The sequence below is a fragment of the Sphingobium sp. TomMM35A genome (assembly GCF_054771735.1).
In genome coordinates, this window is the sequence record NZ_BSRC01000001.1 from 1903987 (window position 1) to 1925265 (window position 21279).

The 21279-nt window shown below is 62.2% G+C and carries 32 protein-coding genes and 1 tRNA gene; 20 read left to right on the forward strand and 13 right to left on the reverse strand.

The window, feature by feature from the left end; translation table 11 throughout:
* Nucleotides 1-139 precede the first annotated feature (139 nt).
* From ACYU8T_RS09485 to ACYU8T_RS09515, 7 genes are all read left to right on the forward strand, one after another.
* Complete coding sequence (locus tag ACYU8T_RS09485) at nucleotides 140-874, forward strand: hypothetical protein (RefSeq protein ID WP_461159264.1); 735 nt, start codon at nucleotides 140-142, stop codon at nucleotides 872-874.
* Nucleotides 875-930: 56 nt separating this feature from the next.
* Nucleotides 931-1395: a hypothetical protein gene (locus ACYU8T_RS09490; RefSeq protein WP_461159265.1), complete on the forward strand. Its 465-nt coding sequence runs from the start codon at nucleotides 931-933 to the stop codon at nucleotides 1393-1395.
* Between the two features lie 2 nt (nucleotides 1396-1397).
* On the forward strand, nucleotides 1398-1697 hold the full coding sequence (locus ACYU8T_RS09495; protein WP_461159266.1) for a hypothetical protein: 300 nt from the start codon (nucleotides 1398-1400) through the stop codon (nucleotides 1695-1697).
* 3 nt (nucleotides 1698-1700) lie between these two features.
* Nucleotides 1701-2255 carry a hypothetical protein gene (locus ACYU8T_RS09500; protein WP_461159267.1) on the forward strand — a complete coding sequence of 185 codons (555 nt, stop codon included), beginning with the start codon at nucleotides 1701-1703 and terminating at the stop codon, nucleotides 2253-2255.
* Between the two features lie 27 nt (nucleotides 2256-2282).
* The gene (locus ACYU8T_RS09505) at nucleotides 2283-2663 is read left to right on the forward strand and encodes a hypothetical protein (protein ID WP_461159268.1); all 381 of its coding nucleotides are present in this window, start codon (nucleotides 2283-2285) and stop codon (nucleotides 2661-2663) included.
* 69 nt (nucleotides 2664-2732) lie between these two features.
* Nucleotides 2733-3248, forward strand: coding sequence for a TIGR02594 family protein (locus tag ACYU8T_RS09510; protein WP_461159269.1), 516 nt, complete (start codon nucleotides 2733-2735; stop codon nucleotides 3246-3248).
* The gene (locus tag ACYU8T_RS09515) at nucleotides 3245-3790 is read left to right on the forward strand and encodes a hypothetical protein (protein WP_461159270.1); all 546 of its coding nucleotides are present in this window, start codon (nucleotides 3245-3247) and stop codon (nucleotides 3788-3790) included. The genes ACYU8T_RS09510 and ACYU8T_RS09515 overlap by 4 nt, the downstream gene beginning before the upstream one ends.
* On the opposite strand, the gene ACYU8T_RS09520 is transcribed toward ACYU8T_RS09515, so the two are convergent.
* From ACYU8T_RS09520 to ACYU8T_RS09530, 3 genes are read right to left on the reverse strand one after another with little or no spacing between them, the layout of a single operon-like run.
* A complete protein-coding gene (locus ACYU8T_RS09520) occupies nucleotides 3771-4100 on the reverse strand; it encodes a hypothetical protein (protein ID WP_461159271.1) in 330 nt (109 codons plus the stop codon). The two genes, ACYU8T_RS09515 and ACYU8T_RS09520, sit on opposite strands and share 20 nt — an antisense overlap.
* 40 nt (nucleotides 4101-4140) lie before the next feature.
* Nucleotides 4141-4335 carry a hypothetical protein gene (locus ACYU8T_RS09525; RefSeq protein ID WP_247231054.1) on the reverse strand — a complete coding sequence of 65 codons (195 nt, stop codon included), beginning with the start codon at nucleotides 4333-4335 and terminating at the stop codon, nucleotides 4141-4143.
* A gap of 12 nt (nucleotides 4336-4347) precedes the next feature.
* Complete coding sequence (locus tag ACYU8T_RS09530) at nucleotides 4348-4635, reverse strand: hypothetical protein (RefSeq protein ID WP_461159272.1); 288 nt, start codon at nucleotides 4633-4635, stop codon at nucleotides 4348-4350.
* A gap of 95 nt (nucleotides 4636-4730) precedes the next feature.
* On the opposite strand from ACYU8T_RS09530, the gene ACYU8T_RS09535 reads away from it, so the two are divergent.
* On the forward strand, nucleotides 4731-5387 hold the full coding sequence (locus tag ACYU8T_RS09535) for an SOS response-associated peptidase family protein (RefSeq protein ID WP_461159273.1): 657 nt from the start codon (nucleotides 4731-4733) through the stop codon (nucleotides 5385-5387).
* Here ACYU8T_RS09535 and ACYU8T_RS09540 read toward each other — a convergent pair.
* Together ACYU8T_RS09540 and ACYU8T_RS09545 are read right to left on the reverse strand one after the other, a co-directional pair.
* Nucleotides 5384-5569, reverse strand: coding sequence for a hypothetical protein (locus ACYU8T_RS09540; protein WP_461159274.1), 186 nt, complete (start codon nucleotides 5567-5569; stop codon nucleotides 5384-5386). The genes ACYU8T_RS09535 and ACYU8T_RS09540 overlap by 4 nt on opposite strands.
* Before the next feature lie 150 nt (nucleotides 5570-5719).
* Nucleotides 5720-6139 carry a thermonuclease family protein gene (locus tag ACYU8T_RS09545; RefSeq protein WP_461159785.1) on the reverse strand — a complete coding sequence of 140 codons (420 nt, stop codon included), beginning with the start codon at nucleotides 6137-6139 and terminating at the stop codon, nucleotides 5720-5722.
* Nucleotides 6140-6280: 141 nt separating this feature from the next.
* Here ACYU8T_RS09545 and ACYU8T_RS09550 point away from each other — a divergent pair, with 141 nt between their 5' ends.
* Complete coding sequence (locus ACYU8T_RS09550) at nucleotides 6281-6685, forward strand: HIRAN domain-containing protein (protein WP_461159275.1); 405 nt, start codon at nucleotides 6281-6283, stop codon at nucleotides 6683-6685.
* Here the strand turns inward: ACYU8T_RS09550 and ACYU8T_RS09555 are convergent.
* From ACYU8T_RS09555 to ACYU8T_RS09570, 4 genes are all read right to left on the reverse strand, one after another.
* Entirely contained in the window at nucleotides 6682-6909 is a 228-nt protein-coding gene (locus tag ACYU8T_RS09555; RefSeq protein ID WP_461159276.1) for a hypothetical protein, read from the reverse strand. The genes ACYU8T_RS09550 and ACYU8T_RS09555 overlap by 4 nt on opposite strands.
* A 175-nt stretch (nucleotides 6910-7084) precedes the next feature.
* Nucleotides 7085-7792 (reverse strand): DUF6602 domain-containing protein, encoded by a 708-nt coding sequence (locus ACYU8T_RS09560; RefSeq protein WP_461159277.1) that lies wholly within the window; start codon nucleotides 7790-7792, stop codon nucleotides 7085-7087.
* A gap of 94 nt (nucleotides 7793-7886) precedes the next feature.
* A complete protein-coding gene (locus ACYU8T_RS09565; protein WP_461159278.1) occupies nucleotides 7887-9161 on the reverse strand; it encodes a tyrosine-type recombinase/integrase in 1275 nt (424 codons plus the stop codon).
* 185 nt (nucleotides 9162-9346) lie between these two features.
* Nucleotides 9347-9433, reverse strand: a tRNA-Tyr gene (locus ACYU8T_RS09570).
* Nucleotides 9434-9539: 106 nt separating this feature from the next.
* Between ACYU8T_RS09570 and rlmB the strand changes: the two genes are divergently transcribed.
* Nucleotides 9540-10280, forward strand: coding sequence for a 23S rRNA (guanosine(2251)-2'-O)-methyltransferase RlmB (rlmB, locus tag ACYU8T_RS09575; RefSeq protein ID WP_461159279.1), 741 nt, complete (start codon nucleotides 9540-9542; stop codon nucleotides 10278-10280).
* A 48-nt stretch (nucleotides 10281-10328) separates the two neighbouring features.
* Nucleotides 10329-11063 carry a hypothetical protein gene (locus tag ACYU8T_RS09580; RefSeq protein ID WP_461159280.1) on the forward strand — a complete coding sequence of 245 codons (735 nt, stop codon included), beginning with the start codon at nucleotides 10329-10331 and terminating at the stop codon, nucleotides 11061-11063.
* Between the two features lie 21 nt (nucleotides 11064-11084).
* Here ACYU8T_RS09580 and ACYU8T_RS09585 read toward each other — a convergent pair whose 3' ends face one another.
* Entirely contained in the window at nucleotides 11085-11402 is a 318-nt protein-coding gene (locus ACYU8T_RS09585; protein WP_097092333.1) for a 2Fe-2S iron-sulfur cluster-binding protein, read from the reverse strand.
* Between the two features lie 77 nt (nucleotides 11403-11479).
* Here ACYU8T_RS09585 and ACYU8T_RS09590 point away from each other — a divergent pair, with 77 nt between their 5' ends.
* The 3 genes from ACYU8T_RS09590 (at nucleotide 11480) to ACYU8T_RS09600 (ending at nucleotide 12835) form a co-directional block, all read left to right on the forward strand.
* Nucleotides 11480-12097: a DNA-3-methyladenine glycosylase family protein gene (locus ACYU8T_RS09590; RefSeq protein WP_201515618.1), complete on the forward strand. Its 618-nt coding sequence runs from the start codon at nucleotides 11480-11482 to the stop codon at nucleotides 12095-12097.
* Between the two features lie 4 nt (nucleotides 12098-12101).
* On the forward strand, nucleotides 12102-12329 hold the full coding sequence (locus ACYU8T_RS09595) for a DUF2188 domain-containing protein (RefSeq protein ID WP_461159281.1): 228 nt from the start codon (nucleotides 12102-12104) through the stop codon (nucleotides 12327-12329).
* 68 nt (nucleotides 12330-12397) lie between these two features.
* Complete coding sequence (locus ACYU8T_RS09600) at nucleotides 12398-12835, forward strand: response regulator (protein ID WP_097092336.1); 438 nt, start codon at nucleotides 12398-12400, stop codon at nucleotides 12833-12835.
* Here the strand turns inward: ACYU8T_RS09600 and ACYU8T_RS09605 are convergent.
* The gene (locus ACYU8T_RS09605; RefSeq protein WP_461159282.1) at nucleotides 12780-14303 is read right to left on the reverse strand and encodes a sensor histidine kinase; all 1524 of its coding nucleotides are present in this window, start codon (nucleotides 14301-14303) and stop codon (nucleotides 12780-12782) included. The genes ACYU8T_RS09600 and ACYU8T_RS09605 overlap by 56 nt on opposite strands.
* Nucleotides 14296-15579, reverse strand: coding sequence for a UDP-N-acetylglucosamine 1-carboxyvinyltransferase (gene murA / locus ACYU8T_RS09610; RefSeq protein WP_097092338.1), 1284 nt, complete (start codon nucleotides 15577-15579; stop codon nucleotides 14296-14298). The genes ACYU8T_RS09605 and murA overlap by 8 nt, the downstream gene beginning before the upstream one ends.
* 215 nt (nucleotides 15580-15794) lie before the next feature.
* Here murA and ACYU8T_RS09615 point away from each other — a divergent pair, with 215 nt between their 5' ends.
* Complete coding sequence (locus ACYU8T_RS09615) at nucleotides 15795-16529, forward strand: Crp/Fnr family transcriptional regulator (RefSeq protein WP_461159283.1); 735 nt, start codon at nucleotides 15795-15797, stop codon at nucleotides 16527-16529.
* Between the two features lie 30 nt (nucleotides 16530-16559).
* Here the strand turns inward: ACYU8T_RS09615 and ACYU8T_RS09620 are convergent, their stop codons facing one another.
* Nucleotides 16560-17126, reverse strand: coding sequence for an HNH endonuclease (locus tag ACYU8T_RS09620; protein ID WP_097092339.1), 567 nt, complete (start codon nucleotides 17124-17126; stop codon nucleotides 16560-16562).
* A gap of 95 nt (nucleotides 17127-17221) precedes the next feature.
* Here ACYU8T_RS09620 and gluQRS point away from each other — a divergent pair, with 95 nt between their 5' ends.
* The 5 genes from gluQRS to egtD all read left to right on the forward strand — a co-directional run bounded on the left by gluQRS (nucleotide 17222) and on the right by egtD (nucleotide 21278).
* On the forward strand, nucleotides 17222-18133 hold the full coding sequence (gluQRS, locus tag ACYU8T_RS09625; protein ID WP_461159284.1) for a tRNA glutamyl-Q(34) synthetase GluQRS: 912 nt from the start codon (nucleotides 17222-17224) through the stop codon (nucleotides 18131-18133).
* Nucleotides 18134-18142: 9 nt separating this feature from the next.
* Nucleotides 18143-18376 carry a twin transmembrane helix small protein gene (locus ACYU8T_RS09630; RefSeq protein ID WP_097092341.1) on the forward strand — a complete coding sequence of 78 codons (234 nt, stop codon included), beginning with the start codon at nucleotides 18143-18145 and terminating at the stop codon, nucleotides 18374-18376.
* 7 nt (nucleotides 18377-18383) lie between these two features.
* Nucleotides 18384-18953 (forward strand): cob(I)yrinic acid a,c-diamide adenosyltransferase, encoded by a 570-nt coding sequence (locus tag ACYU8T_RS09635; RefSeq protein ID WP_461159285.1) that lies wholly within the window; start codon nucleotides 18384-18386, stop codon nucleotides 18951-18953.
* A 93-nt stretch (nucleotides 18954-19046) separates the two neighbouring features.
* Entirely contained in the window at nucleotides 19047-20315 is a 1269-nt protein-coding gene (egtB, locus tag ACYU8T_RS09640; protein WP_461159286.1) for an ergothioneine biosynthesis protein EgtB, read from the forward strand.
* 3 nt (nucleotides 20316-20318) lie between these two features.
* Entirely contained in the window at nucleotides 20319-21278 is a 960-nt protein-coding gene (gene egtD / locus ACYU8T_RS09645; RefSeq protein ID WP_461159287.1) for an L-histidine N(alpha)-methyltransferase, read from the forward strand.
* The last annotated feature ends 1 nt before the right edge of the window (nucleotide 21279 follow it).

A 21279-nucleotide genomic window follows, 5' to 3' on the forward strand; every position in this document is an offset into this window, starting at 1 on the left:
CCATACCCGTAGGATTCATGTTTAGCAGTCTCGTGTCGCCTAAGCACGCGATCTCAGGCAACACGCTCTCGTGGAGCTGGGAAGCGGGCATACCCGCCGGGAACCGGCTTTCGACCATCATCCTCTATGGAGTGCGGTAATGCCGTGGGGCGCACGTGTCAGCAATGCTTCGACCGGGTCTGTCCAGATCGACAATAGCTATCGAAACCTCGGCCTGCTTTCCAAATTCACAATTACGACCAATGCTGCTGGCTATTCCGGCATAGGGCGCGTCGCCACGTTCTTGGTTTCAATGCCCGACGACGAAGCGCCAGTCGTCGGATTCAGTTGCTCGGATGATTTCGCCTTTTTCGATGGTGTGACCAGGTCAGGGAATGACTGGACATTTCGGATCGGCGTGGGCGGCACATCCGGATATCCAGATCGCACCTTCACCATTTATGTGTTCGGTCGCCCCCAAGGCTCCGTAGCTCCGGGTTGGGGGATGAGGGTGCGCGACGCGTCGGGCCGCGTCACTTTCGATAGCCGCTTTAAGTATATGAAGGTTCACAGCGTTCTCACCGGAAGCTATGGGACGGCGAACCCTCCGGGGGCCTTTAATGGTGCGCCTTACGGTGACGGCAATTTACCGAGCCTCACCATGACAGCGGGACGCTCATATTGCGTCCTTTGCTCTCGCACCGCGCATTACGTCTGGAACGAAGGTACGGGACAGGGGTGGGAAGCTTACTGCCTCGGCGTGAAGATCGCTGGCAGCGCGCTGTCCACAGCCAATCTTTATAAGGATGGCGGCTTCGGGGCGAACTACATCACCACCGCATTCATCGATCGACGCGACTACAATCTGGTGGTCTTGGACGTCACGAATCTCTGACGACGGTAATCCGCGCCCCTTCGCGCGGCGATAATCACTCAAAACTGGAGAAGCACATGCTGCATCTGAAAACAGCCGCAGGCGAGCGGTTGGAAGTCCCTGCCTATGCCATCATCGCCGTGATGAAGCCCTGCGATGGCGTGAATCCGTCCGCGATCATCTTCGACATGGGCGAAGGCCCACAGATCGATCAGCTGGGCGATCAATATGGCTTCGTGAAGAAGCTGGTGAACGATGCGCAGGCGATGGTGAACCCGGTCGAGGTGCGCATCTTGGAGCTGGTGGCGATCGATGGCGAGCAGGTCGGCTATCGCGAAGGCCGCATGTTCTTCTCGCGCGATCGGATCGTCGGACGGCGCGAGGTGAAGGATAGCGCCAACGGCATCTGCGCCAAGCTGTTCGTGGATCTGCTCGGCAAGCCGACGGCGATCAGCATCGCTGACACGCTCGATGAATTGGACGGGGTGGAGGCTGAACCCGCCACGCCGGTTGCAATGCCCGTCCTCACTCAGGGAGAATGACCATGACGACTGCAAGCCCTACACCCTCCGAACTGCTCGTCCAGCGGCAGGAACTCGATCGTCAGATCGCCCAGGCCAACCTCGCAGGCATGAAGGCCATCCGCGATGCGCTGAAGTCTGGTAAGGCGGGGACGCTTGCCGCCGATCTGGAGGCGTTGTTACCCCAGCTCGCGCCTGCGAATGAAATCGGTTCGCGCTTCAGTCAGGCCAACAACGTCATCAGCATCATGCGGGGCGTGACTGATTATTTCGATCGCGAGATTGCTAGTATCGAGGCGGCGAGCCCCCCGGCCGAGGCATAGCCTATGATCAGCACCATCATCATGTCGGCCGCGACCAGCGCCGCCGCCGAGGCAGTCCGCTCTGGACCGGGTACGACCGCCCCGCCCAGCTTCAACGAAGACCCGTCGCTGTTCCTCTTCAACCTGTTCATCATGACGGCAGCGACGTTCCTTGGCGCGATGATGGTGGGCAAGCAGGCGGGGCGCATCTGGGGGCAACGCTTCCACGATCACCCGCTGGATCCCGTGACGCTCTTCCGCACGATTACCCTTCTGGCGGCGTTCGGGCTCACCATTCGCTGCGGTGCCGCTGCGATGGAGCTTTGGGGCTGGAACCCGGATGATCCTTCGACCACCGCCCGCGTGCTGATGGCGAAGCGCTGGCTTGATCCGATCGGCGTTGGATGCGGCTTCTTGTGGATGGGTCTCGCTATCCTTGGTGAGCCGGGAATTGAGCATCAGCTGCGCAAGGCTCCGCTGCCGGTGGACATGTGGTCCCGCTGGCCAGCGCTTGCGCGGGCCACGGCAATCATAGGGCTGAGCTTCATCGCCGCTCTGGCAGCAGTATGTCTCCGGTGAGACTGATATGGGGGGGCTTCGGCAGCCGTGACCGGCACACTTTTCTCGCAGCAGCCCGTCGTCTGGTGGATCGCGGGCTATCCATTTCCGGCTGGACCCATGGTGGTCTGCATCTGTGCCGTCATCATCACGCGCGTGGTCATCGGCCTGCAGGCGAAGGGCAAAGCGCAATGGGCGCTGGATCTCTCCATTACCGCGCTCTGCCTGCTGATCACCGTCCTTTGGGTGCAGGCGCATCAACTGGACATGCTGGCGGCCGGGATCACTGGCATCGGCATCGCGGCGATCGGGGCGAGTATCATCGGCATGGCCAAGGGCTTTGTAGCCGGGCGCATCAAGGCAGCGATGCAGGCCTTTGGTGAAACGCTGATCGGCGGCGGGGATAAGGGCCCACCGGCTCAGCGCTGACCATCCCCATTTCTGGGAATTGACGATCGACAGGGCGCTTGCGGGCGCCCTTTTTCATGGGAGAATGATATGGGTTCGACCGAACCTGCGTGGCTGCTTGCCGCGCGGCGGCTGCTTGGCACGCGTGAAGCGACTGGGGTAGCCAACAACGGCACAATCCTTGGATGGGCAAAGCTGCTCGGCCTAAAGGTGCTGGGCATCGCCTACAACGCCGACAGCGTGCCCTGGTGCGGCCTGTTCGTTGCGCACTGCTTGAAGGCCGCGGGCATCGACCTGTCGAATATGAAGGTTGCGGTGCGGGCGAAGGCTTGGGCGACCTGGGGAGCGAACCTCGGCGCCAGCGTGCTCGCTCCTGGGGCAATCCTCGTCTTCGATCGCGAGGGCGGCGGGCACGTTGCCTTCTACGTCGGAGAGGATGCCACTCACTACCATGTGCTTGGCGGCAATCAGGGTGACAAGGTGAGTGTCATGCGGCTGGCGAAGGGGCGCTGCATTGCCCGCCGCTGGCCCCGTGGCGTGCCGGTTCTTGGTCGCCCGGTCTATCTCAACGCCTCTGGCGTGCCAGTGTCGGGGAACGAGGCATGACCGAGACGTCACTCCTCGGCCGCTACTGGTGGGCTATCCCCATCATCGTGCTGCTTGCGGCCAACTCCATCCTGTTCCTGGTGTTGAACTCCCGCACCGCCGATCGCGATCAATGGCGAGATCGGGCTACGGCTGAAGAACGTGCCCATAAGCAGACCGTCGCCAACTATCGGGCCGCCTCCGCTGAAGCCCAGCGCCAGGCACAGGCCAATGTCGCCCGCGTGAAGGCCGACCAGGCCGCAATTACCGAAAGGACCGTCAATGACTATCAGGCTCGCCTTGCCGCTGTTGATGCTCGCTATGAGCGCGTGCGCGCGCAACTCGCCGCCCGCACCGATCTCCGCAGTTCCGACGCAGCTCCAGTGTCCATCGCCAGCGACGCCACCTGCCGAGCTTATGCAGGGACAGATTGTGACGGACTTCTTGCCAAGCTCCGAGTAGCGGAGCGGCAGGCTTGGAACCTGGTCGCGCTGCGCAAATGGGTCCAAGAGCAGGCGGCGGTGAAGGTGGAGCCGGTGCCAATCACCCCCGGAAGCGATTGACGATCCGCTTCCATTCGCGTTCGTCGGGCATCGGCAGATCGATCAGCCTGCCCGTGTACGGCCTGATCGCATCCAACCTTCGCGGCCTCACCTTTTTCCCAGTGTATTGTCGGCAGACGCAGCACCACATCCTCGATCGAGCACTTCTGAAATCGTCAGGCCAGCCCTTGCGGTGAAAATGCCACCAGATACCGTGCGGCTGGAACGCAGCGAAATGACCGCAGCCGCACCCCACCTTGACGGCATAGCGCCAGGCTGCCGCTTCAAACAGACAGGTGGGAACCTTCAGGCCATCGAAATAGCGGGACACTCATCCCTCCACTCTGCATGCTGGCACCCAACTTCGGCGCTCACTGATCCCAATTCACGTTCGCCCGAGCGAGCGCGGCAGCTTGGGTGTTGTACCCCTCTGAGACCAGGTCATTGATCATGTCCTGAACTTCTCGAGGGTGCATCGGATCTCCGCGTTCGATCTGCTTCATCATGGCATTATATTCGCGCAGGACAGGGTCTCGGCCGCGCCGCGCGATCTCAATCTGGTCCATCGGCTTGCGCCCTCACATGACAAAGGCGCGGTCTTCGCCATCAACGAAGCTGCGAAACTCTTCCGCTGCCTCAATCATCTCGGCCTCGGTAGGAACGGTCAGCCCGCGCGATATCGCGAGGTCGACCGCCGCGCGGGCAGCGTCGACGTGCGAGAAAAACCCCTCACCTTGCCGCTCATGGGTCGAGTGGGATTGAGGCTCAGCCCGCCGCACGGCCACGAACCATTTACCGTCGCCAAACTCCAGATCCACGTCCGGATGCGATGAGCCGATGAATTGGGGTTGCCGTTCCTGCTGCATTTTCCGTCCTCCGATTCGATGCCCGATTGTAGAACAAAATGAGAACAAACGGGAGTCCGGTTGACTCTCGGCTCGCCGCTTCTCACCTTCTGGTCATGTGCAATCGAGCGGAACGCGGCGACACGCAGAAGGTGCTGAACCTTTTCAAGGCCAAGCGTGGCGCGCGGTTCAATGAAGGCCCTCTCCAGATGCATCCTGCCCAGCCCGGTACCGTGATCCGCGTCGAGAATGGAGAGCGGGTGCTGGAGCAGATGACCTGGGGCTTTCCGCTCATCCAGAAGAGCAAGAAGACGGGTAAGCCGCTGAAGCCCAAGCCTGTGAACAACGCCCGCTTCGACAAGCTGCATACCTATTTCTGGAGGTGGGCTGCCGAAAAGCCCGAGAACCGCTGCCTCATTCCGACGGCGCGCTATTGCGAAGCCTGTGGCGAGCCCGGCTGCATGACCGAGACCTGGCTATCTGTGAAGGATCAGCCCATCTTCGCCTGGGCCGGGCTTTGGGCAAACAGCGACGAGTGGGGCAGCGTCTTCACCGGCGTGATGACGGACAACGCCCCCGACCTGATCGACATCCACGATCGCTCGCCCGTGATCATCGATCCAGAGGATTGGGATTTTTGGCTCACCGCGCCGCTTGAGGAGCTATACCGGTTTGACCGGCCCTGTCCTGCCGATCGGCTGCGCGTCGAGCATACCGCCACGCCCTGGTTCCAGAGGAAGGCGGCTCCGATCGAGGGGCCAACGCTGCTCTAGCAGCCCGCCTGCCGCTCCGGGTTCATCACCTCGGCCACGGCATCGTAGCTTTCCTGAAGCTCGAGCTGGCGTCCGTCGGCGAACACTACCAACGTCCCATCGTCACTCGGCTGGAAATAGTCGATGTGCTCCAGGTTGATGCTGACGGGGTTCCCGTCGTTGAGGGTGAACTCAGCTATCATCGGTGCGCTTTCCATAGCCATCAAGCGCGCCAGCGTAACCTCAGTTCCCGGCGCCCACCAGCCACTTCCCCGCATTCCACAGCATCATACCAAAGCTGATCAGCAGCATGGCGCCGATTAAGATTGTTTCGATGAGGAAGACGGCGCGCCTCAACACCAAGGCTCCCGCCGACCCGTCCACGTTCTGGCAAGCCCTTCGCTCACCAGCACATCACCAAGAGATTGACCCTCTCGCGTGAGAACCCGCAGCTTCCGCCCGTACCGATCGGCGTCCTTGTTGCCGATCGGGCTGACAGAAAACGGTCCAGCGTTGACCAGCTGATGCAGGCGGCGGGTTGCCTCTTCCCCGAGCTCACCTTCGGCCGCGCATTTCGGGCCATGCGTCTCGGGCGTATCGATATCCGCAACTCGGATCTTCTCGCCATCGAGCCAGATGGTATCGCCATCGACGACGCAATTCGTGCCGCCGCCGGTGTGGCAAAGGCTGAAGCTGCGGGAGATATCGTCTTTCGCTGTGGCGACATTGCACGCGGACAGAAGGGCTACCAGCGGGAGCAAACGAAACAGCATCGGCATCCTGAATGACAATATCGATCGAAGGGTCCGAAGCTATGCCCGCGCCCTTGCCGGATTTCAACAGATAGGAACAGCTGGCCGAGCGTCACTCTGGGGCCTGTTGCGTCAGGGCGAGACCAATCCTATGTTCTCCAAATGTTCGCGTCCGTAGCATCCATTCCCGTCGTTGGCGCTGCCCTGCCTACCGCAAGGGGCGCGGCGCGACTGGCAGAGATTGCGGCGTGTCGGCCGGGAGAAACTCTTGAACTGCGGCGGGAGCGCGGGACTCGAGGTGGCAAGCGGGCAGTCGGCGTGTATTCGCCACGGGGAGTTCAGATCGGGTACGTGTCGCCGAGCCAGGCTGATCGTGTCGCGGGCATGGTTGCGATCGCTCGCGCTATATTTCAACGGCCCGATACCTTCGGGGCCGTGGCGCGGATCACCTTTGACGGCAGTACCCCTGTCCTGCCCGAGCCGAAGCCCAAGCCGCGCCGCGATCCGCCTCCCCGGCCGCCAGCCGATGAGTTCTGCGGCATTTTTCCGTCACGAGCGGCTGGCTAAGCACGACCCCGCAATTCGAACGGTGCGCCATCCTTGGGGGTCCCTACGACAACAGGGATGCCGAACATCTCGTCGGCACTGTCGTCCACTCCTACGTCTTCAGCGAGGTGTTGGCGGAGCGCTGCGATGTGCTCTTCGGTCATGACCCATTCGAGCCGCGGCGCGTCGGCTGGGTCGCGAGACGCAACAACTTCCACCATCTCTCTGTAGTAGTCGAATTTCACGTCGCGCTCCCCGCTTTGTCAGTTGCTCATGGGCAGGATACTGACATTGGTCCTATTTCGACAATCTCCGCAACGCCGCAGTATTGCGTCAGGGAACAAACCGTGTAACATGTCGAAACAGGCATTGAAAAATAAGGGTTTTCTACTGACTTTTAATCAGTAGGCAGCCGTCAACTTACCAGTAGGCACGCCAGTTAATTCCTCTGGCCGAAAGAGTGCCCGTGATCTCGGTGAGGAAGGTAAGATAGTACATGAACGCCTTAGCAGGATCATCTATCTGCACGTAGCGCCCCGAGGTGCCCGCATTTAGCAGTAGCCCCTCATTGCGAACCAACATTCCCTTTGTAAGCGTCAGGACGATGTCAGGGAGATGGTCTTCCTGCATGGTATCTAGAACAGCAGCGATATTCGCAAGGCTCGATCCATCAAAGGCCACTACTGTGTTCAGGATCCTAGTTACCGGCCACTTATGTGTAACGCCCATCGCGGCATAGGACGCCGTGGGGATGTGAAGCTTGCGAATGGAAGAAATGCCTTCGCCAACGCTCCTTATTGTCGTTGCTGCTAAGTGGCTTTTGACCTCAGCCGTAGCGACGACCCCCTCAGCATAGATGAGATCGATACCGCTTGCGAAGGGAAGTCGGGGCATCGATTTTAGAACAAGCACAGCGTCTTGCTGGGTTGATCGAGCATCGTTGGTGTCGAAAATTTGACCCGAAACTAAGGTGACCAGCTCAGGTAGATGGTTCGTGAGAAGTTCACGGACCAACTGCTCGCGTACCATACCGAGCGAGACAGCGTGAGTGACGGAGGATGCGACTGCTGACTGAGATGTAAGCGCGTTTAGCGCGCTCCGGCAGTAATTCAGAAGTATATCGGGCACACGTACTCCTCACCTGGTATAAGTACTCCGGACCGGCTGGTCCCCATATGGTGCGGCAGCTTAGCCCAGCCGACCGCGCCCGCCAATTGATGAACTAGTCGGCCACCCTGAACAGTAGATCTTTGGCCCGCATCGTGTCCTCCAGCAGCATGTCCGCCCAGATCTGCCCCAGCTCGCGCCGGCGCTCCATATGCGAGGCGCGGTTGTAGGCCCCTTCCACCTTGTCGACGGCGACGTGGCCCAGCATGAGATCGATTACCTCCCGATCATCCGGCCGCCCGTGCTCGCGCCGCCATTCGTTCATGATGGTGGAGAAGGACGAGCGATAGCCGTGCGGGCAATGCCGCCGATGATATTTCCCGCCGTTGGCCCGGATGATCAGCGCGCGGACGGCGTTCTCTGACATCGGCAGCGTGCCGCGCCACGCGTTCGGAAAAATGTGCTCCCGGGCGCCCGTAAGCGGCCTGATGGCCTCCAGCACATCCACGGCCTGCTTGGAGAGGGGCACAAGATGCTCATAGGCTTCTTCGTCCTTCAGGCGCAGCGCCAGCTTCATGGCCGATGGCGGAATGCGCCAAAGCGGCTGATCTCCATCGAGATCCTCCATTTGCGACCATTTCGCGCCGCGCTGCACGGCCGAGCGGACCGCTGTCAGGGCAAGGAAACGATTCGCCAGCTTCGTGATCGGCTGGGCTTCCTCGTTATCGATGTCCCCCATCATCTCCTTCACTTCCGCGAGCGTGGTCAGCGCCGGCTGCTTTGACGCTTTCGGCTTCGGCTTCAGCAGCGTTTTGATCACCGCGGCTGGGTCTCCCGTCCGCATCCCGTTCGCCGCGGCATATGCGAAAACCTCTCCTGCGCGCTGTCGGATGCGGTGCGCAGTCTCGATCGCGCCACGTCGCTCCACCTTGCGCAGAGCATCGAGCAGCAGCGCCTCGGTGACGTCGCGAATAGCCATTTTCCCGATCTCGGGAAAAAGGTCATCCTCCAGGCTGTCGATCACATTCTTGGCGTGGTGCTTGCTCCAGCGCGGAACATGCAGCGCGTGCCATGCGCGAGCGACAGCCTCGAAGCTGTTCTCTGCGTCGGTGCGCGCTGTCACGGCTGCCTGCTTCTTCTCGAGCGCAGGGTCTCGGCCGGACCGGATCGCCTTTCGTGCCTCGTCGCGCGCATCTCGAGCCTCGACGAGCGACACCTCGGGATAGCTCCCGAGCGTCAGCAGCTTCTCCTTCCCGGCCATGGTGCGATATTTCAGCCGCCAGGAGCGATAGCCGTTCGTGGTGACGTAAAGGAACAGGCCCTGAGAATCACTCAGCTTGTAGGGCTTCTCTGCGCCCTTGGCTTTGCGGCATTGAACGTCGGTCAGCATACCCCCGAAAACTCCGGTTTGGGGGTATCGTGGCGGGGGTATTGGGGGGATACCCCCACGGATACCCCAAAATCGCGCCTACTGACCGTAAACAAAGAGAGAACGTCCGAGACAGCCCACATATGAAAAACCCCGCTAAGTGCGGGGTTCTTATAGACGTTCTTGGGCTGTTCTGGAAGAACATATGGTGGACAGGGCTGGATTCGAACCAGCGTACGGGAAACCCGGGCAGATTTACAGTCTGCTGCCTTTAACCACTCGGCCACCTGTCCAGTGCCCTGACGCGGCAGGCAAAACTGCCTTTTACCGCGCTGGAGGCGCGCTCAATGGCGAATGGAGGCTTGCCTGTCAATGGCCGGATGTGAAAAGAGCGCTTCCATGAAAAAAGGACATCGCGGCGCTAAGCCCAAAGGCAACTTTCCCCGCTTCTACGGACGGCACGCCGTCATCGCGGCCCTGGCCAATCCCAACCGGGTGGTCCGGAAAATCTGGGGCACGCGCGACGCGCTGAACGCGCTTGAACTGCCGCCGGTGCTGCCCATCGTCTATGCCGATGTGGCGGACCTTGGCCGCATGGTGCCCTCCGATGCACCCCACCAGGGCATCGTCGCGGAAGTCGAGCCGCTGGACGATGTGTGGCTGGGCGATGTCTTGGAGGCTGGACAGGACGACAAGCGGCCGGTGCTGGTTCTCGATCAGGTCACCGACCCCCATAATGTCGGCGCGATCTTGCGGTCGGCGGCGGCGTTCGATGCGCTTTGCATCGTAACGCAGGACAGGCATGCGCCGCCGGAATCGGGTGTGTTGGCCCGGTCTGCATCGGGCGCGCTGGAAATCGTGCCGTGGGTGCGCGTGGTGAACCTCGCCCGCGCGCTCGATGAGATTGCCGAGGCGGGATATTGGCGCATCGGCCTGGATGGCGAAGCGGATACCATATTGGGCGAGGCGATCGGCGAATCGCGCGTCGCGCTGGTGCTCGGTGCGGAGGGCGAAGGGCTGCGTCATAACAGCATGGCCCATTGCGATATTTTGGCTAAACTGCCGATCAGCCCGCGCATGGAGAGCCTCAATGTCTCCAACGCGGCTGCCATCGCCCTGTACGCCGCCGCAAGTCGGTAGCAGGGCAAGGCTGCGCTGATGAGGCAGCGCCGGAAATGGGGGGACGACATGGCTGTTTTTCTTCGCGCCGCCAGCGCACTTGCCTGCTGCCTGATGCTGGGCGCCTGCCTGGTCACGCCGGGCAAGTTCGAATCCACCCTTGACATCCGCGCGGACCGGCAGTTCAGCTTCACCTATAAGGGCGAGATCATATCGTCCGACATGAAGGGGTTCGGCTCCTCGAGTGGGGATTCCATTGACGATGGCGCGCCGGAAAAGAAGGATAGCGCCCTTCACAAGACTGCCATGCAGAAGGGCCGTGAAGAAGGATTTGGCGCAGGCGGCGCATCCGGCGACGAGGCGCAGATGCAGGCGATCGCCGCCGCCCTGTCCAAGGAGAAGGGATTTCGTTTCGCTCGCTATATGGGCAATCATCGCTTCGAGATCGACTATACGATCAGCGGGCGGCTGACCCACAGCTTCCTCTTCCCCTTCAACAGCGACGCGGAAATCGTCCTGCCATTCGTGGCGGTCGAGCTGCGCGGCGGCGACAGGGTGCGGGTGAAGGCTCCGGGCTATTCCAACGGCTTCGACAAGAGCCGTGAGCCGATGGGGCAGAGCGGGCCTGGAGAGGATGCGGCAAAGGCGCTCGACGGCCACTTCACGCTGACCACCGACGCCGAAATCGTCAGCCAGAATCAGGAAGACGGCGCGCAGACCATCGCAGGCGGCAGGCGGATCGTCTGGCGGATCACGCCGCTCACCAGCGAGGCACCCATGGCGACGCTGCGCGTCAACCAGTGATGGGCGCCCGGATGAGAAGGATCAGTCTTCCGGCGCGATGGTGACGCGCAGACCGTCCAGATCCTCGTTCATCACCAGCTGGCACGACAGGCGGCTGCTTTCGTTGCGATGATCCGAACTGTCGAGCAGGTCGTTTTCGTCTTCGCTCAGCGCCGGCAGCTTGTCCGCGAAGGCGGGATCGACATAGACATGGCAGGTCGCGCAGGAGCAGCAACCGCCGCACAGCGCCAGCAGCTCGTCAAAGCCATTGTCGCGGATGACTTCCATCACGGACAGGCCGCTGTCGCCCTCGACAGCCTGCTCTTCACCCGCACGGTTGACCACTATCAGTTTAGGCATGTACCTCGATCCTAAAATTTCCACCGCCGCTCATAGGCGGGGGAGCCGATAAATCAAGAGCCGGAAACAAGCAGAGCATGGTCACCACCCCTGAGCAGCTGCGCGACAGCCTGGACGCGATCGCCGTCCTCGAACCCGGCTTTGCCGCTGCCCTGGCGCGCGTCGGCTATCCCCTGCCCCGCGTGCGGGAGCCCGGCTATGAGACGCTGCTGCGCACCATCGTCGGCCAGCAGGTGAGCGTCGCGGCGGCGGCAGCCGTCTGGCGCAAGCTGGAGGCGGAGCTTGGCGAGGGGTGCGCGCCGGACCAGCTGCTCTCCCGCGATTTCGACGCACTGCGCGCCTGCGGCCTGTCGCGCCAGAAACAGGGCTATGCCCGGAGCCTCGCTGAACTGGTCACGAGCGGGCAGATCGACCTGCATGCCCTGCCGGAGGATGACGAGGAGGCGATCGCGCTCCTTACTCAGGTCAAGGGCATCGGGCGCTGGTCAGCCGAAATCTACCTGCTGTTCGCCGAAGGGCGACCCGATGTCTGGCCCGCTGGCGATCTTGCCGTGCAGATCGAGGTGGGCCGCATCCTCGGCCTGCCCGAGCGGCCGAGCGAGCGACAGACCCGCGCTCTTGCCGAAGCGTGGCGGCCCCACAGGGGCGCTGCCGCGATCATGGCCTGGCATCATTATAATACGGAGGTTCTCTAAGCTCATGTCCCTGCCCCATGCCCGCTACATCGTCCTGGAACATCAGGGCGTCTGGAAGATCAATCTCGACAACCGCTATTATGGCCCATTCGCCACCCGTGAAGCCGCAGTCGAAAACGCCACCGATACGGCGCGAAAGGCTGGCGACGGTGGCTATACCGCCAGCGTGCTGCTGATGCAGGGGACCAAGTTCGAGACGCTCTGGACCAATCAGCCTGACGAGACGGCCTGAAAATTTTCGGATTTTGGGAACCAGATGTCGGTTTGGACATTGTCGGCTCCAGTTCCGCGGGCTGAGGCATGAGTAAGAAGGTCTTAATCGTCGAAGACGAAATTTTCGTCGCACTCGAGATCGAGCAGATCGTCGAAGACGCAGGTTTTGCGGTCAGCGCGATTGCCGCTGATCGCGAAAGCGCGCTCATTGCCGCCAATGATTGCGACATCGCGCTCGTCGATCTCAACCTGCGCGACGGGCCGACCGGCCCCGGCATCGGGTTGGAACTTGCCGCTCAATATGGCGTCCAGGTGATCTACGTCACCGCCAATCCGGCTCAGATCGGCGCCGCTGCCGAAGCGGCCCTTGGCGTGATAACCAAGCCTTTCCGCGCGCATAGCATTGCCGAGACGTTACGCCTTGCCGCGTCGGGACAAAGGGATCTCGAAACAGCCGAGATTTTCGGCTTTACGCCATTTCGACTTTCGCCCGGCTCATGGAGCGGAATGGAATCCGCAGGCTGATACGAAGGCCCTCGGGCCGCCAGTCGCGCTCCATGCGTCCGCCCAGTTGCCGCTCAGCGCTTAGCTGCATGAGGCGGCTGCCAAAGCCCTCGCGGTCTGACGGCTTTACCGGGGGACCGCCTTCTTCCCGCCATTCGATGCAGATGTCTGCGCCCTCGCGCTGGACATCGATGCGCACCTGCCCCTGCGACACCGACAGCGCGCCATATTTGGCCGCATTGGTCGCGAGTTCGTGGAACAGGAGCGCAAGCGGCGTAGCGGATCGATCATCGATCGCCGGATTCTCACCGGACAGGATGATGCGGTTTCCGCCAGCGTCATTATAAGGGGCGAAGATCTGCTCCAATATGCCGTGCAGCCGCCCATGCTGCATGTCTTCGCCGGTTTCGATGCTGTGCGGCCTGATGAAATCATGCGCCCGGCCAAGAGCCATGATCCGGTCCCGCAGATCATCCGCCGCCACCCGGATTGCGGGGTTCTGACGCGCCGACAAACCGATCAGGCCCGCGATCACGGAAAAGATATTCTTGATCCGATGGGAAAGTTCGTGCGCGATGATCTCGCGCTCTTCCATCATCAGCTTTTGTTCGTGAATTTCGGTGCAGGTGCCGATCCAGCGCGTGATCCTGCCTTCACCATCGCGGATGGGCAGCGCCCGGCCCAAGGTCCACCGATATTCGCCGCTATGATGGAGCAGCCGATATTCTATCTCATAGGGCTCGCCGGTTTTCAGCGAATGCCGCCACCGCTGCCATGCCCGCTCCTGATCGTCCGGGTGGAAGGTGCCGTTCCAGCCATCGCCATCCGTCGCGCCATCGGACACGCCGGTATATTCATACCAACGGGCGTTATAATAATCATGATAGCCGTCCGGCAGCGTCGACCAGACCATTTGCGGCATGGTATCGGCCAGGGTGCGGAAGAGCCGGTCGCTTTCCGCCACAGCCTCCGCATCCTTGACCTGGCGGGCGATGATGTCCTGATCGCGCCGCCGCCCCTCCAGCTCCACCATCACCTGGCGTGCCAGCAGGAACAGGCCCTGCCGCTGAACCGGCGTCAGGTCCTCCCTTGGCTTGTCATCGATGACGCAGAGCGAGCCCAGCGGCACTCCCTCTCCATTCAACAACGGCGCTCCAGCATAGAAACGGATGTGCGGCGCGCTCGTGACGAGCGGATTTTCCGCAAAGCGCGGATCGGCGCTGGCATCCTGCACCACGAAAATATCGCTGCCGTGCATGGCATGGGCGCAGAAGGACACGTCGCGCGACGTCTCTTCGGCATCAAGGCCCGTGCGCGCAAGGAAACGCTGACGCTCCTCCTCAACGATGCTGACGAGCGCGATCGGCGCCTCGCAAAGCGCAGCGGCGAAGTCGGTGATCTGGTCCAGCGTGCGAAAGCCGCCGGCATCCAGATCATAGCGCGCCAGCAAGGCCGCCCGATCCGTCTCCAGCCCCGTGCCGTCAGCCATCGCTTACCCGTTCGATGTCCGCGCCGACGGCCGACAATTTTTCCTCCAGCCGCTCATAGCCGCGATCGAGATGATAGACGCGGTTGACCTGCGTCTCCCCTTCCGCCGCGAGCCCGGCGAGAATCAGGCTCATGGAGGCACGCAAATCCGTCGCCATCACCGGCGCGCCGACCAGACGATCCACGCCGCGCACCACGGCCGTGCGGCCGTTCACGCCGATGTCCGCCCCCATGCGAGCGAGTTCAGGCACATGCATGTAGCGGTTTTCGAAGATCGTCTCGGTCAGGACGGATGCGCCGTCCGCCTTCGTCAGCATCGCCATGAACTGGGCCTGCATGTCGGTCGGGAAGGCGGGGAAAGGTGCGGTGGACAAGGTCAGCGGCTTGAGCTTGCTGTCTGCCGAAACCCTGATGCCGTTCTTCAGCTCATCGACCTGAACACCCGCGTCGCGCAGGGCGGCCAGGATGGCATGCATGTCGTCGGCACAGGCCCCGGCCAGTTCAAGCGAGCCCCCGGTGATCGCCGCCGCGCAGGCGTAGCTGCCTGCCTCGATGCGGTCCGGCATGACGCTGTAGGTCGCGCCATGCAGCCGGTCCCGGCCATGGATGATCAGCTTGTCGGTCCCGACCCCTTCAATATCCGCGCCCATGGCGATCAGCAATTTGCAAAGATCGACGATTTCCGGCTCGCGCGCGGCATTTTCAAGGACGCAGGTTCCCTTTGCGAGCACCGCCGCCATGACGGCATTTTCGGTCGCGCCAACGGACACCACAGGGAAAGTATAGATGCCACCGGGCAGGCCGCCATCAGGTGCGGAGGCGCGCACATAACCCGCGTTGATCTCGATCACCGCACCGAAAGCCTCCAGTGCCTTCAGGTGCAGGTCGATCGGGCGGTTGCCGATGGCGCAGCCGCCGGGCAGCGAAACCCGCGCTTCGCCCGCACGCGCGAGCAGGGGGCCGAGCACCAGAATGGACGCCCGCATCTTGCGCACGATGTCGTAGGGCGCCTCGGTCGATGTGACCCGGCCCGCGCGCATGGTCATGACCCGCCCGAAATCCTCCGGCCGCGCGCCTTCGATCATCGTCGATACGCCAAGCTGGTTCAGCAGATGACCGAAACTGTCGACATCCGCCAGACGAGGCAGGTTGCGCAGCGTCACCGGTTCATCGGTCAGCAATGCGCAAGGCAGCAATGTCAGCGCGGCGTTCTTCGCACCGGAGATGGGAAGGCGGCCGCTCAGCACTTTGCCGCCGCGAATATGAATGCGGTCCATCGGCTGGGTTCTTAACGTTAATTGCGTTCGGCGCAAGGCGGGAGCGACCAGCGCGCCCAAGCAGCCGCATGTGATCGTTGGGATACGCTGGGGAAACATTTGCACTTTCGGGCCAGCGAAATTAATCGAGTTTAGTGCGCGGCCCCAAAATGCAGCCAAAAGACGTAAGGGGCGTTTTGCCACCGTAACGACAAATTTGATAAAAGGTGCTTTGGGTGGCGACAGGTTGTTTCGCGGACAGGCTCGCAAAGCATGTGCCATTGTCCGACGAGGAAAAGAACGCACTTACCAGACTTGAGGAAAATCCGCGCAAGGTGAAGCGCGGGGCGATGATTCAGCGCGTCAATGAAACGGTGACCGAATTGTTCGTGTTGCGCGAGGGACGGGTGATGAGTTTCGTCATCCTGCCCGATGGCAGCCGGCAGATCCTGAGGGTCTATTTCCCCGGCGATTTCATCGGCTCCGCCAGCACCATCTACAGCAAGGCGCCCGAATCACTGGTGGCGCTTTCCGACGCGATCGTCTGCCCTTTCGACAAGCATGCCTTGCGCCGGTTGCTGGAGGAATATCCGCGGGTCGCAGCCCTGTTGTTCCTGCTGTCCAACACGGAAAGGGTGGCGCTGACCGACCGGCTCGCGTCCTTGGGCCGCACGTCGGCCAAGGCGCGGGTCGCGTCCTTCCTGCTCGACATTTTCGACCGGCTGCGCGTTACCGATGACGGTGTCACCGACAGCTTCGACCTCAAACTGACGCAAGAGGAGATTGGCGACGCGATCGGCCTGACCTCCGTCCATGTGAACCGGATGGTGCGGCAGATGGAACAGGAAGGTCTGATCAGCCGCGCGAATGGTCGCATCACCCTGCTCGATATGCAGCGGCTGGAAGAGATCGGCCACTACACGAACAGGCGCAAGGATGTGGATCTCGACTGGCTGCCTGGTTACATCTGACCGGCTCTTGGCGACCCGGCGGGCCAAGCATCAGGCGAGCAGTTCGACGTCCCAATAGAGCCAGTCGTGCCAGCTTTCGTGCAGATAGTTGGGCGGAAAGGCCCGGCCATGTTCCTGCAACTGCCAGCTGGTCGGCCGGATCGGCTCGACATGCAGCCGCATGCCCGCTTCCCTTGGCGTGCGGCCGCCTTTCTTGAGATTGCAGGGTGAACAGGCCGTGGCGACATTTTCCCAAGTCGTACGGCCACCTGCCCGGCGCGGAATGACATGGTCAAAGGTCAGATCGTGCGGCGATCCGCAATATTGGCAGGCGAAGCGATCCCGCAAGAACAGGTTGAACCGGGTGAAGGCGGGGTGTTCGGACGGCTTCACATATTGCTTGAGCGCGATCACCGACGGGATCTTCATCTGCAGGCTGGGGCTGTGCACCTCCCGCTCATAATTGGCGACGATGTCCACCCGCTCCAAAAAAACCGCCTTGATAGCGGTTTGCCATGGCCAGAGGCTCAGCGGATAATAGCTTAACGGCGTATAATCAGCGTTCAGGACCAGCGCCGGACAGTTTTCCGGATGTCGTATCAGGTCGGGATGGTACATAAGAACCCTCGAACCCCCAATTGCCAGATCCTGATCGATCAGGAACGTGACGGCAACATGACAGCATTAACCACCCCGACCCGTCAAGGGCCTGTATGATCCAATCCTCCCCGCCACAGCATGTGGTAACGCGCTTCGCCCCCAGCCCCACCGGCAAGCTGCATGTCGGCCATGGCTGGTCGGCATTGCTGGCGATGGATTTTGCCCGCGCAAATGGCGGCTTATTTCGGCTTCGGATCGAAGATATCGATGGCACGCGCAGCCGGCCGGAGCATGTCGCGGGCATAAGGGAGGACCTCAACTGGTTGGGGGTGACGTGGGACGGCGAGTTGGTCTTTCAATCGGAGCGGCTCGACCTTTATGACGCGGCGCTGGAGAGATTGCGGCACATGGACCTTCTCTATCCCTGTTTCTGCACGCGCGCCGACATAGCCGCCAGCGCCAGTGCGCCGCATGGGCCGGAGGGGCCTGTGTACCCGGGCACCTGTCGCGCATTGCCTTCGCCCGAACGGGAACGGCGGGTTGCGGCAGGCGAACCCCATGCGTGGCGGCTGGATATGGCCAAGGCGATTGCGACTACAGGTGAATTGCATTGGAAGGCCGCTCCCTTCCCCCCGCTCGGGCTGAGTGCCGGGGATGGATGGATGATCGAGGCGGAGCCCCAGACCGCAGGCGACGTGGTCCTCGCGCGCAAGGATGCGCCCGCCAGCTATCATCTGTCCTGCACCCTCGACGATGCGGCCATGGGCGTCACCCATGTGCTGCGCGGGGATGACCTGTTTGCCGCGACGCATGTCCACCGGCTGCTTCAGGCGCTGCTCGACCTGCCGACACCTGTCTACTGCCACCATCCTCTGCTCGTCGGCGCCGACGGCAAGCGCCTTGCCAAGCGCGACGGATCGATCGCCCTGGCGGATCTGCGCGCGCAGGGCACCGATCCCGCAGTCCTTGCCGCCGATCTGCGCGGCGGTCGCTTTCCGGTTGGCATTTCACTGGCCAGGGCCTAGATTCAGGCCATGAACATCATTCTCGTCATCGCGCTTGTCCTTGCCATGGCAGCGACGCTTTTTGCACTCGTCCGGGGCATCATCGCCTTTTTGCAGACGACCAAGGAGCAGCTGAACGCGCCGGACGGCACGCCCAGCCCTTCCAGCCTGAAGCAGAACAAGATGATGATGAACCGCATCCTGTTTCAGGCGGCGGCCGTCATCATCGTGGCCATCCTGCTGCTGATGAAGGGCAACGGCTGATCCGCCGATGGTGAAGCTGAACAAGATCTACACCCGCACCGGCGATGCGGGGACCACCGGGCTTGTGGATGGATCGCGGCTGCCGAAGCATGCGCCGCGCATGCAGGCGGTCGGCGATGTCGATGAAGCCAACAGCGCGATCGGTCTCGCCATCCTCGCTATCGGCACAGCACCCGAAGCGGACTGGCTGACGAAGATCCAGAATGATCTTTTCGACCTCGGCGCAGATCTCGCCACGCCAGTGCCGGAGGGGGAGGACGAACCTTGGGCGCTGCGCATCGTCGCCACCCAGGTGAAGCGGCTGGAAGACCAGATCGATGCGATGAACGCCGATTTGCAGCCGCTCGACAGCTTCATCCTGCCCGGCGGGTCGCCTGCCGCGGCCGCCGTCCATCTTGCCCGCGCCATCACGCGCCGGGCCGAACGCAGCGCTACGGCGGCTGCGGCGGAGGTCGCGCTCAATCCTCAGGCCCTCGCCTATCTCAATCGGTTGTCGGACCTGCTGTTCGTCATGGCGCGCCGCCTCAACGGCAATGGCGCGGCCGATGTCAAATGGGTGCCCGGCGCCTCGCGCTAGCTTCAAAGAAGCTCCGCTGCCCAGCGGAACCGAAATCGCCTCCCATGCGCTTGTTTTTGCGATTGCAGCACAAGCCTATGGGAAGGGGCCAGCATGGCGAAAAGCCGGGTCGCACCGGGTCAGCATGATCTGACGCAACACTATCGCGACGTGCGCGCGCTAAGTGAAGCGCTGTGTGCCCCGCTGTCGGATGCCGATGCGACCGTCCAGTCCATGCCCGATGCCTCGCCAGCCAAATGGCATCTGGCGCATACGAGCTGGTTTTTCGAAACCTTCGTCTTGCGCGACCATGTGCCGGGCTATCGTCCGTTCGATCCCCGATACGCGTTTCTGTTCAACAGCTATTATGAAGCGGAAGGCCCCCGCCAGGCCCGCCCGCTGCGCGGCATGCTGACCCGCCCGCCGCTTGAGGATATTCTCGCTTACCGGGCCCATGTGGATGAAGCGCTGCTGGCGGCCCTCCCTACCCTACCTGCGCCCGCGCAGTCGCTCGCCCTCCTTGGTCTTCATCATGAACAGCAGCATCAGGAATTGATGCTGACGGACATGCAGCACCTCTTTTCGCTGAACCCGCTGGAACCTGTCTTGTTTGAAACACCAAGGTCCAAGCCAGCGGCGCTTCCGGGGTCCATCCACTGGATCGAGGGACGCCAGGGCCTTGTGGAAATAGGCGACGATGGCAAAGGCGATTTTGCGTTCGATTGCGAGGGGCCACGGCACAGGGCGCTTCTCCACCCGCATGCGCTGGCCCACCGGCTGGTCACGAACAGCGAGTGGATCGCCTTCATCGAGGATGGCGGCTATCGCGATCCCGCGCACTGGCTGTCGGACGGTTGGACATGGGTTCAGGCGGAGCGCGTGGAAGCGCCCCTTTACTGGCGCCACGATGCTCAAGGCTGGACCCGCTTCGGTTTGGACGGCCGTAAACCGGTCAACCCCGCCGCGCCGGTCTGTCACATCAGCTTCTACGAGGCCGATGCCTATGCCCGCTGGGCCGGAGCGCGGCTGCCGACCGAAGAGGAGTGGGAAAGCGGCGCGCTGAATGTTGCACTGACCAGCGGCAATCAACTCGACGGCGCTGAATGTCCCCGCCCCCAAGCCACGGACGGCCGCGCCTCGCTTACCCAGATGTTCGGCGATGTGTGGGAATGGACCGGCAGTGGCTATCGTCCTTACCCCGGCTTCCGCCCCAATGAGGGCGCGGCAGGCGAATATAATGGCAAGTTCATGGCCGGGCAGTTCGTCCTGAAGGGCGGCAGTTGCGCCACCCCGCGCGGGCATGTGCGGCCGAGTTACCGGAATTTCTTTTACCCCCATCAACGCTGGCAGTTCACTGGCCTGCGCCTGGCCAAGGATCTCTAGCCTGTGCTTCTGACACTCGACGCCCCCGCCGCGAACCCCGTCGCGGACAGCAGCTTTCGCCGTGACATAGTGGAGGGACTTTCCCGCCATCCCAAGGCGACACCACCGATCTGGTTCTACGACCGGCGCGGATCGGAACTGTTCGAGGAAATTGCCGACCTGCCCGAATATTATCCCACCCGCACCGAAACGGCATTGCTGGAACGCCATGGCGAGGACTTCGCCGATGCCGTCGGCCCCGGCCGGGCCGTCATCGAATTCGGCGCAGGCAGCGCGCGCAAGACGCCGCATCTGCTTCGGGCGATCGATCCATCCGCCTATGTGCCGATCGATATCAGCGGCGATTTTCTCCATGCGAGCAGCGCGGCGTTGGCATCCGCATTCCCCGGCCTGCCCGTGCTGCCGCTGGTCGGCGACTTTCATGCCGACCTGACGCTGCCCAATATGGTCAATGATCTGCCAAGGCTCGGCTTTTTCCCCGGATCGACCATCGGCAACATGGAACCGTCATCGGCCGTCGACCTGCTTCGATCGATGCGCAGGCTGCTTGGCGAGGGCGCGATGCTGTTGATCGGCATGGACCAGATCAAGGACCCTGCCCGGCTGATCGCGGCCTATGACGACGCAGCGGGCGTCACAGCCGCCTTCAATCTCAACCTTCTGGCGCGCATCAACCGCGAGTTGGAAGGCGACCTGCCGATCGAAGACTTTGCCCATCGCGCGATATGGAATGACGGGAAGGCCCGGATCGAAATGCATCTGGAGGCACTGCGGCCTCTGCGTTTTCACGTTGCGGGCCATGCGTTCGCGATGGAGCAGGGCGAGACCATCCATAGCGAGAGCAGCCACAAATATGGGCCGCGCGACGAACAGCTGCTGCTGCGTGCAGGAGGATGGGAACCGGCGCGGCAATGGACCGATCCCGACGGGCTCTTCTCCCTCGTCCTCGCCGCTGCGGCGTGAC

What these genes read in the sequence shown, in the direction of transcription:
- ACYU8T_RS09500 (WP_461159267.1), top strand. Translation starts at nt 1,701, where the DNA reads ATGATCAGCACCATCATCATGTCGGCCGCGACCAGCGCCGCCGCCGAG.
- ACYU8T_RS09620 (WP_097092339.1), bottom strand. Translation starts at nt 17,126, where the DNA reads ATGTACCATCCCGACCTGATACGACATCCGGAAAACTGTCCGGCGCTG.
- ACYU8T_RS09605 (WP_461159282.1), bottom strand. Translation starts at nt 14,303, where the DNA reads ATGGCTGACGGCACGGGGCTGGAGACGGATCGGGCGGCCTTGCTGGCG.
- rlmB (WP_461159279.1), top strand. Translation starts at nt 9,540, where the DNA reads ATGAAAAAAGGACATCGCGGCGCTAAGCCCAAAGGCAACTTTCCCCGC.
- ACYU8T_RS09585 (WP_097092333.1), bottom strand. Translation starts at nt 11,402, where the DNA reads ATGCCTAAACTGATAGTGGTCAACCGTGCGGGTGAAGAGCAGGCTGTC.
- ACYU8T_RS09535 (WP_461159273.1), top strand. Translation starts at nt 4,731, where the DNA reads ATGTGCAATCGAGCGGAACGCGGCGACACGCAGAAGGTGCTGAACCTT.
- ACYU8T_RS09515 (WP_461159270.1), top strand. Translation starts at nt 3,245, where the DNA reads ATGACCGAGACGTCACTCCTCGGCCGCTACTGGTGGGCTATCCCCATC.
- egtB (WP_461159286.1), top strand. Translation starts at nt 19,047, where the DNA reads ATGGCGAAAAGCCGGGTCGCACCGGGTCAGCATGATCTGACGCAACAC.
- murA (WP_097092338.1), bottom strand. Translation starts at nt 15,579, where the DNA reads ATGGACCGCATTCATATTCGCGGCGGCAAAGTGCTGAGCGGCCGCCTT.
- ACYU8T_RS09595 (WP_461159281.1), top strand. Translation starts at nt 12,102, where the DNA reads ATGTCCCTGCCCCATGCCCGCTACATCGTCCTGGAACATCAGGGCGTC.
- ACYU8T_RS09525 (WP_247231054.1), bottom strand. Translation starts at nt 4,335, where the DNA reads ATGGACCAGATTGAGATCGCGCGGCGCGGCCGAGACCCTGTCCTGCGC.
- ACYU8T_RS09530 (WP_461159272.1), bottom strand. Translation starts at nt 4,635, where the DNA reads ATGCAGCAGGAACGGCAACCCCAATTCATCGGCTCATCGCATCCGGAC.
- ACYU8T_RS09550 (WP_461159275.1), top strand. Translation starts at nt 6,281, where the DNA reads ATGTTCGCGTCCGTAGCATCCATTCCCGTCGTTGGCGCTGCCCTGCCT.
- ACYU8T_RS09635 (WP_461159285.1), top strand. Translation starts at nt 18,384, where the DNA reads ATGGTGAAGCTGAACAAGATCTACACCCGCACCGGCGATGCGGGGACC.
- ACYU8T_RS09485 (WP_461159264.1), top strand. Translation starts at nt 140, where the DNA reads ATGCCGTGGGGCGCACGTGTCAGCAATGCTTCGACCGGGTCTGTCCAG.
- ACYU8T_RS09580 (WP_461159280.1), top strand. Translation starts at nt 10,329, where the DNA reads ATGGCTGTTTTTCTTCGCGCCGCCAGCGCACTTGCCTGCTGCCTGATG.
- ACYU8T_RS09510 (WP_461159269.1), top strand. Translation starts at nt 2,733, where the DNA reads ATGGGTTCGACCGAACCTGCGTGGCTGCTTGCCGCGCGGCGGCTGCTT.
- ACYU8T_RS09565 (WP_461159278.1), bottom strand. Translation starts at nt 9,161, where the DNA reads ATGCTGACCGACGTTCAATGCCGCAAAGCCAAGGGCGCAGAGAAGCCC.
- ACYU8T_RS09630 (WP_097092341.1), top strand. Translation starts at nt 18,143, where the DNA reads ATGAACATCATTCTCGTCATCGCGCTTGTCCTTGCCATGGCAGCGACG.
- gluQRS (WP_461159284.1), top strand. Translation starts at nt 17,222, where the DNA reads ATGATCCAATCCTCCCCGCCACAGCATGTGGTAACGCGCTTCGCCCCC.
- ACYU8T_RS09495 (WP_461159266.1), top strand. Translation starts at nt 1,398, where the DNA reads ATGACGACTGCAAGCCCTACACCCTCCGAACTGCTCGTCCAGCGGCAG.
- ACYU8T_RS09600 (WP_097092336.1), top strand. Translation starts at nt 12,398, where the DNA reads ATGAGTAAGAAGGTCTTAATCGTCGAAGACGAAATTTTCGTCGCACTC.
- ACYU8T_RS09590 (WP_201515618.1), top strand. Translation starts at nt 11,480, where the DNA reads ATGGTCACCACCCCTGAGCAGCTGCGCGACAGCCTGGACGCGATCGCC.
- ACYU8T_RS09490 (WP_461159265.1), top strand. Translation starts at nt 931, where the DNA reads ATGCTGCATCTGAAAACAGCCGCAGGCGAGCGGTTGGAAGTCCCTGCC.
- ACYU8T_RS09545 (WP_461159785.1), bottom strand. Translation starts at nt 6,139, where the DNA reads ATGCTGTTTCGTTTGCTCCCGCTGGTAGCCCTTCTGTCCGCGTGCAAT.
- ACYU8T_RS09540 (WP_461159274.1), bottom strand. Translation starts at nt 5,569, where the DNA reads ATGATAGCTGAGTTCACCCTCAACGACGGGAACCCCGTCAGCATCAAC.